The 7,015-nt window shown below is 38.5% G+C and carries 7 protein-coding genes; 4 read left to right on the top strand and 3 right to left on the bottom strand.

The window, feature by feature from the left end; translation table 11 throughout:
* The first annotated feature begins 171 nt into the window (after positions 1-171).
* Together PN450_RS05330 and PN450_RS05325 are read left to right on the top strand one after the other, a co-directional pair.
* Positions 172-855 (top strand): hypothetical protein, encoded by a 684-nt coding sequence (locus tag PN450_RS05330; protein WP_271835646.1) that lies wholly within the window; start codon positions 172-174, stop codon positions 853-855.
* Between the two features lie 4 nt (positions 856-859).
* Entirely contained in the window at positions 860-1,264 is a 405-nt protein-coding gene (locus PN450_RS05325) for a hypothetical protein (RefSeq protein ID WP_271835645.1), read from the top strand.
* A 67-nt stretch (positions 1,265-1,331) separates the two neighbouring features.
* On the opposite strand, the gene PN450_RS05320 is transcribed toward PN450_RS05325, so the two are convergent.
* On the bottom strand, positions 1,332-2,726 hold the full coding sequence (locus PN450_RS05320) for a PIN-like domain-containing protein (protein ID WP_271835644.1): 1,395 nt from the start codon (positions 2,724-2,726) through the stop codon (positions 1,332-1,334).
* Positions 2,727-2,859: 133 nt separating this feature from the next.
* Here PN450_RS05320 and PN450_RS05315 point away from each other — a divergent pair, with 133 nt between their 5' ends.
* Together PN450_RS05315 and PN450_RS05310 are read left to right on the top strand one after the other, a co-directional pair.
* Complete coding sequence (locus PN450_RS05315) at positions 2,860-3,912, top strand: dipeptide epimerase (protein WP_271835643.1); 1,053 nt, start codon at positions 2,860-2,862, stop codon at positions 3,910-3,912.
* Positions 3,896-4,942 (top strand): DUF1611 domain-containing protein, encoded by a 1,047-nt coding sequence (locus tag PN450_RS05310; RefSeq protein WP_271835642.1) that lies wholly within the window; start codon positions 3,896-3,898, stop codon positions 4,940-4,942. The genes PN450_RS05315 and PN450_RS05310 overlap by 17 nt, the downstream gene beginning before the upstream one ends.
* A 100-nt stretch (positions 4,943-5,042) precedes the next feature.
* Here PN450_RS05310 and cobM read toward each other — a convergent pair whose 3' ends face one another.
* Positions 5,043-5,882, bottom strand: coding sequence for a precorrin-4 C(11)-methyltransferase (cobM, locus tag PN450_RS05305; protein WP_168632640.1), 840 nt, complete (start codon positions 5,880-5,882; stop codon positions 5,043-5,045).
* 125 nt (positions 5,883-6,007) lie between these two features.
* Positions 6,008-6,883 carry a prolipoprotein diacylglyceryl transferase gene (gene lgt / locus PN450_RS05300; RefSeq protein ID WP_148763066.1) on the bottom strand — a complete coding sequence of 292 codons (876 nt, stop codon included), beginning with the start codon at positions 6,881-6,883 and terminating at the stop codon, positions 6,008-6,010.
* Positions 6,884-7,015: the final 132 nt, after the last annotated feature.

Genomic DNA, 7,015 nt, shown 5'->3' with positions numbered 1-7,015 from the left:
TAGATTTTGATGACATTTTTGGTGATTTACTGTTTCTCAAATGCCTTTTTTCACTTTATCTGTTTGTTTTGATGCTCCCTTTGATTTTCATCTCCGTAATTTCCCTCTGTAACATTTTGGGGTGCGGAATGTGGGTTAAAACGTGAATCTCTGTTTAGAGGAGAAACTGAATTGGCAGTTAGGATTAAAGAAATTCTAACTACACTATCTGAATATAAAAGTGAACTCCTTGATAAAAAACGGTTTTTAATAGGTTTTCTCAATGAGTTTTATTACGATATTCAAACTTATATATATGACATCAAACCGATTTTAAATTTACCTCAAGGAGAAATAAAAAAATTTTGCCAACAAAAGAATCTATCTGTAACTGAGTATTACTGGTATAGCGTCATATTACCTAATTGGTTGAGTCAAGAAGATCCAAAATTTTCTTACTGGATTGAAAAACTGATACAAGAAGAGTATACTGGCAGTGATGAAGATTTAATTATTGCTCTAACTAAAACAATTAATGCTAGGTCTGACGGAAGTGCCTCAAGCCGTTATATTCTAGATTTCTCTATGGCTACAGATTTACTTGTTAGTCACCTTCCTAGTACACTTGAGCCTGTGTTTGTTCAACTTACGGGTACTCCTATCCTTCGAGATGGACAACGTAACCCTGATTTTCTGAAGAAGCAGCAGAAATGGAATCATACTCTATCATGTTGGGGTATTAAACGGGCTTTACTGGTTGCTCATGATGCTCAAGTGAACACTCCAAACAATCTACTCAAGTTAGCAGATGTTATGCTAAAAGAGAGTAGCGATAGCCCCATCACTTTTATTGCCGTTATACCCTTTCCTGGATAGTATTATGACTAAGAACGTAAGTATTTATAATCAGTCAACTTCCGAGGTAGATTGGAAATATCTAGAAGCATCCCAACAGTTGCAGCTAGATAAACAAACTTATGGTTCTGATTATATTCATCTTTATGTTGATAATATAGAAGGTAATTGGCTGGAAAATTGGGATTGGGAAGATGATTTAAACGATTATATTGATGCTTTTTATCATCATTGTCAACAGGGAAATTATCAATTTGCTTTAGATACTTTAAAGGCTGGTGATGATTTGTTGAATCAGCCGGAGAATCATGAAAAATGTTTAGAACTTTATAGTTATTTAGTTGAAAGGTTAGAATTACAAGATCCAATACAATCAGAAATAAATCATCAAGAGATTTTGAACTTAGCTAAATATCGTCTTTATTTGTGATAAACCGTAATGTGGTGTTGGGTTTCCTTGCGTCAACCCAACTTACTACTACAGGCTTATAGACCCCTCATCTGTACGTCTTTCGCATTTGTTCAATTAATTTTTCCATATCTGAATTAGTAAATGCTGGTCTCATTTGTTCAATTAATTTTTCCATATCTGAATTAGTAAATGCTGGTCTCATTTGTTCAATTAATTTTTCCATATCCGAAGTAGGAAATTGTGGTTTCGTTTGTTCAATTAATTTTGCTATATCCGAAGTAGAATATAGTGGTTTTGTTTGTTCCACTAATTTTTTTGCCATTTCCAAAGTAGAATATAGTGGTTTTGTTTGTTCCACTAATTTTTTTGCCATTTCCAAAGTAGAATATTCTGGTTTCGCTTGTTCCACTAATTTTTTTGCCATTTTCAAAGTAGAATATTCTGGTTTCGCTTGTTCCACTAATTTTTTTGCCATTTTCAAAGTAGAATATTCTGGTTTCGCTTGTTCAATTAATTGTTCAATTGCTTCCTTAATAGCTTCATTCTCTTTTTCATCACTTAAATCAGCATCGGCAATTGTATTTGTTTCTTCTATTGATCTCGGATCAATCTCAACCATTAATTTATCCTTGGCCATTTCAATAAAACGCTGAGTTCGATACATCCAAAATGGCTGTTTGACATATTCCTGAAATTCACGTCTTAGTTCGATATGTGGAGCAACTATTTCTCCATTTTTCTTTATCCACCAGTCTTCTTTTTTCTCCCCTGTTACGAAAACGATTAGTAAAGACTCTCTTTCAGCAAAAGTTAATATTTGTTTCCAAAGAATGAAGTCTCCATACTTCCGTTCATCCTCCTTTTCTTTAGCATCCATAAAGCCAGGAGGTTGTAATTTTTTGTATCTATCTTCAGCTTCTTTATATAGGCTTTGCAAACTTTGCTTATCGTAGGGATTTCCTACTTTTGAATCAAATATTAAGAGAAGACGTTCCAAAATTATGTCATTGTCTGCATCAAATGGAAAATGAGAATTGGCAAGCTCCTTTATCTTTTCTTGAAAAACCTTCTCTACCTCATCCACTGCATCAAAGTAGTTTTTCTGCTTATCAAACAAATCCTCCACTTCAGCAGCTACAATTCTTCCTGCTTGTGCAAGATTAGCTCGGAGACTTTTAAATTTCTGTTGTTCAGATTTCCATCTATCGAGTTCTGATAGAGCTTTCTTAAAAGATGCTGCCTCCAAATCAATTTCTTTTTCTCGCCGTCTCAAAAACTCATCGGCTACTTGATAAGGCAGCCAAATTCTGTTTTGGCGATGGAGATGTTCCAATATTTTGAGAAAATCCTCTACAGTAGGGCGCGATACCCGATATAAATCTAAAAGAAAATTGGTATCAAAGACAAAAGTTGCATTTTCCCACAAATTTGAAAAATCAGCCTCAGATGGGAGAAGTCTCCAGGAAAATAAGTTTTTCATATACAGGGGGTTAGATTAAGATTATTAGTATAATTATAATGCTAAGTAGTGGCGGTTTTGTAAAAAGTATAAACTGCTAATTTGTGTTTTTGCCATATTTATTCTGTCAGCCTTCAAGGCTATCACCTCCTATATGCAAATCAATTTTCAAACCTTTACAGTTAACAAACGATTTCCTCTCACAATTAGTCGGGGGACAACAGCACAAACAACAAATATCTGGTTACAAATTACCGCAGAAGAAATTACAGGTTGGGGAGAAGCATCTCCTTTTGGTGTGGGCAACCATAGGCAATCTACTGATAAAATTCAGGAAACTTTGCAGCAAATCATACCTACTTTACAAAAATATAGCCCTTGGCAACGGCAGGAAATTGAGGCACTATTAGAACAAATGCAAATTCCGTCCGCAGTCAAAGCGGCTGTGGATATTGCATTACATGATTGGTTGGGTAAGCGCGTGAATTTACCATTGTGGCAACTGTGGGGACTGGATAAAAATGTTATAGTACCAACATCGGTAACAATTGGCATTAATTCCCCAGCAGGTGCAAGGGACAGGACGCGAGACTGGTTACAATTTATGGACGTACAGTTATTAAAGGTAAAATTAGGTTCAACCGAGGGAATAGAAGCAGATCAAAAAATGCTCTTAGCAGTCCTGGAAGAAGCCGACGGAAAAGATGTATTTGTTGATGCTAATGGGGGGTGGAGTTTAACCGATGCTATTAATATGTGTAATTGGTTAGCTGATTTGGGAATTAAGTATGTTGAACAGCCTTTAGTCAGAGGTGAAGAAGCAAATTTAGCCCAGTTGAAAAAACATTCACCGTTACCAATTTTTGTCGATGAAAGTTGCTTTACCAGTGCGGATATTCCCCAATTAGCTAATTATGTTGATGGCATTAATATCAAATTAATGAAATCTGGGGGAATCACCGAAGCCATGCGAATGGTGCATACAGCCAAAGCCCACAATTTACAAGTCATGTTTGGCTGTTATTCTGATAGTTGTCTTGCTAATACCGCCGCATTACAACTTGCACCACTGGCTGATTATTTGGATTTAGATAGTCATTTGAATTTAATTAATGATCCTTTTAGTGGTGCTGTGGTAGAAAATGGGCGAGTTTTGCCGAATAATTTACCTGGTTTGGGAGTGAAACATTGTGCGTCTGTCGCTTAATCAAAAAATAGCAATTCTTCTTCATGAGGGAATTACTGGAGTTCAGGGAAAAACAGGGTTATCAATTTTACGCTACAGCGAGTCGCCCATTGTAGCGGTGATTGACAGAGAATGTGTCGGTAAATCTTTACCAGAGTTAACAGGTATTCAGCGAGATGTGCCAATTGTGGCATCTGTGACAGCAGCTTTACAGTACAAACCGGAAGTTCTAGTAATTGGGATTGCGCCTAAAGGTGGGGCTGTTCCTGATGATTATTGGCTGGATATCAAAGATGCCCTGAAAGCGGGAATGTCTTTGGTAAATGGATTACATACACCAATGGCAAATATACCGGAATTAAATGCCCTCCTCAAACCAGGACAATTAATTTGGGATGTCCGCAAAGAACCTGCTAATTTAGAGGTAGCATCGGCAATGGCGCAAAATCTGCCTTGTCGGCGGGTGTTGACGGTGGGAACGGATATGGCTATTGGCAAAATGTCAACTAGTCTGGAATTGCACCGGGTGGCTAAGTTGCGGGGTATCCGTTCTAAGTTTTTGGCTACCGGTCAAACTGGGTTAATGTTGGAGGGGGAAGGGGTGGCTTTAGACGCTGTGCGGGTAGATTTTGCGGCTGGTGCGGTGGAACAGTTGGTAATGCGTTTTGGTCAACATTACGACATTTTGCAAATTGAAGGGCAAGGTTCTCTTTTACACCCTGGTTCAACGGCAACTTTACCGCTAATTCGGGGTTCTCAGCCTACACATTTAATTTTAGTGCATCAAGCGGGACAAACTCACAACCGTAATAATCCTCATATACCGATTCCAGCTTTACCGGAAGTAATTCGGATGTATGAAATTGTTGCTAGTGGTGCGGGGGCTTTTCGTCCTGTTCCTGTGGTGGGAATTGCTTTGAATACTCGGAATTTGGGGGAAGTAGAGGCAAAAAATGCGATCGCTCAAACTATAGCAGAAACTAAGTTACCTTGTACAGATCCTGTTCGGTTTGGGGCTGGGTTGCTATTGGATACTGTTATGCAGAGTTAATTTTTTTGCACGCAGAGGCGCAGAGGCACGGAGAGTAGGAGTTTTATTGCCGGTGGAGATAATTTAAAATTCGTCAATTTAAACGAGATAAACTTTGCCTCTACATCCTCAATTCTGTTGTATCTGAACCAAGGCTATGTGATGAACGGAATAAATGATTATGTTCAGGATGATACAAGCGCGAGCGCCCACTTACTGGTAATAGTGCAGGACTAATCACATAAAGTGTCGTTCGGCGTAATTTCTCTTCATGAGTACAATTTGCCATTTGTGCTAAATTCACAACCCGGATTTTTTCATCTGGCCAGCCTAAGCGATAGCAAATTGCTACTGGAGTATCTGGATCATAATGTTCTAACAATTTCCCTTGGGCTTCAGTGATATGAGTCACACTTAGATATAAACATAAACTGGCACGATGTGCTGCTAAAGCTGCTAACTCTTCCGTATCTGGAACATGGGTACGGCCACTAATGCGAGTCAGGATGATAGTCTGCACTAAACCAGGCACAGTTAATTCTATCTTGAGTTTAGCTGCGGCAGCTTGAAAAGCACTGATCCCAGGAATGACTTCAAAAGGAATATTAGCATCGGCTAATAGCTGCATTTGTTCATGAATAGCGCTATACAGACTAGGATCACCAGAGTGTAATCTTACTACAGATTTATGCGATCGCACGGCATCAATCATCAATGGTAAAATTTCTTCTAAAGTCCGATTTGCTGTTTTGATAATTTCCGCATCTGGACGACAAATATCTAGAATTTGTTCGGGAATTAGAGAATCTGCAAATAAAATCACATCAGCAGCAGCTAACAACTTTTGCGCTCTAACCGTTAATAAATCAGGATCTCCCGGCCCAGCACCAACAATATAAACCCCAGGCTCTAAGGTATTTGGATACTTGAAAAAACTCAAATTATTAGTAGATTCACTCATTAATGTCCCCCTGCAAAACCCTGCAAAAAAAACTTTTACCATTTCCCTAGTACCCTTCCGGATTCAGCCACTTTGCCTAGTAGAAATAGATGGTAGATGCACCCTGGTTAAGCCCTAGAGATTAATTACTCTGGGGCATTTTTTTCTTCATTTCCCCCAGCAACAACATCAGGTAAGGAACGCTTGAATATATATAGCCAAGCTAAACCAAATAATCCTAAAGTCATTCCCCCTAAACTTACCATCTGTGCCATCCGTAAAGGTCCTAGCATTAAGCTATCTGTGCGTAAACCTTCAATCCAAACCCGTCCCAAGCTATAAGCAACCCAGTAAACTAAAAATAACGTCCCTACTTTCAACCGGGGTTTTTTAGCTAAAGCTCGAAAAAACAAAGTTATTAACAATGCAAACACCATTAAATTCCACAACGATTCATAAAGAAAAGTGGGATGGAAATATTCAAAATTCACTAAATCCAAAGGACGACGATCTGAGGGAATATATAACTTCCAAGGTAAACTAGTTGGTCTGCCAAAAGCTTCCGAGTTGAAAAAATTTCCCCACCGACCAATTGCTTGCCCTAATATTAATGAAGGAGCAACCAAATCAGTCAATTGCCAAAAAGATACCTTATTCAGTCTAGCAAAAATTAACGCCGCGATCGCCCCGCCAATAATTGCCCCATGAATCGCAATACCCCCTTGCCAAATTGCAATTATCCGTTCTGGATGTTGAGAATATTCTGGCCATTGAAACAAAACATAATATAACCTAGCGGCGGGAATAGCTGCAATCACCAACCAAATTGATAAATCACTGATTAAATCGGGATTAACATGACGACGCTTGGCTAGGTATTGAGAAAGACTAACACCAATTAACACAGCAGAAGCAATCAACAACCCATACCAACGAATAACAATTGGTCCCAATTTAACCACAATCGGACCAGGGGAAGTAAATAAAAACCCCAAAGGCAAAACAGAAAAATCCACTATCATACAAAATTACCTATAGGAATTTGAAATCTATGGAGATAAAACACAATAATATAGTACGCCTTCCTGACTTCCTGACTTCCTGACTTCCTGACTTCCTGACTTCCTGACTTCCTGACTTCCTGACTTCCTGAC

The organism is Dolichospermum lemmermannii CS-548, from assembly GCF_028330815.1.
In the GTDB taxonomy this organism is placed as follows: Bacteria; Cyanobacteriota; Cyanobacteriia; order Cyanobacteriales; family Nostocaceae; genus Dolichospermum; species Dolichospermum lemmermannii.
The sequence above is the reverse complement of the archived record's forward strand: the minus strand, read 5'-3'. Positions and strand labels throughout refer to the sequence as shown.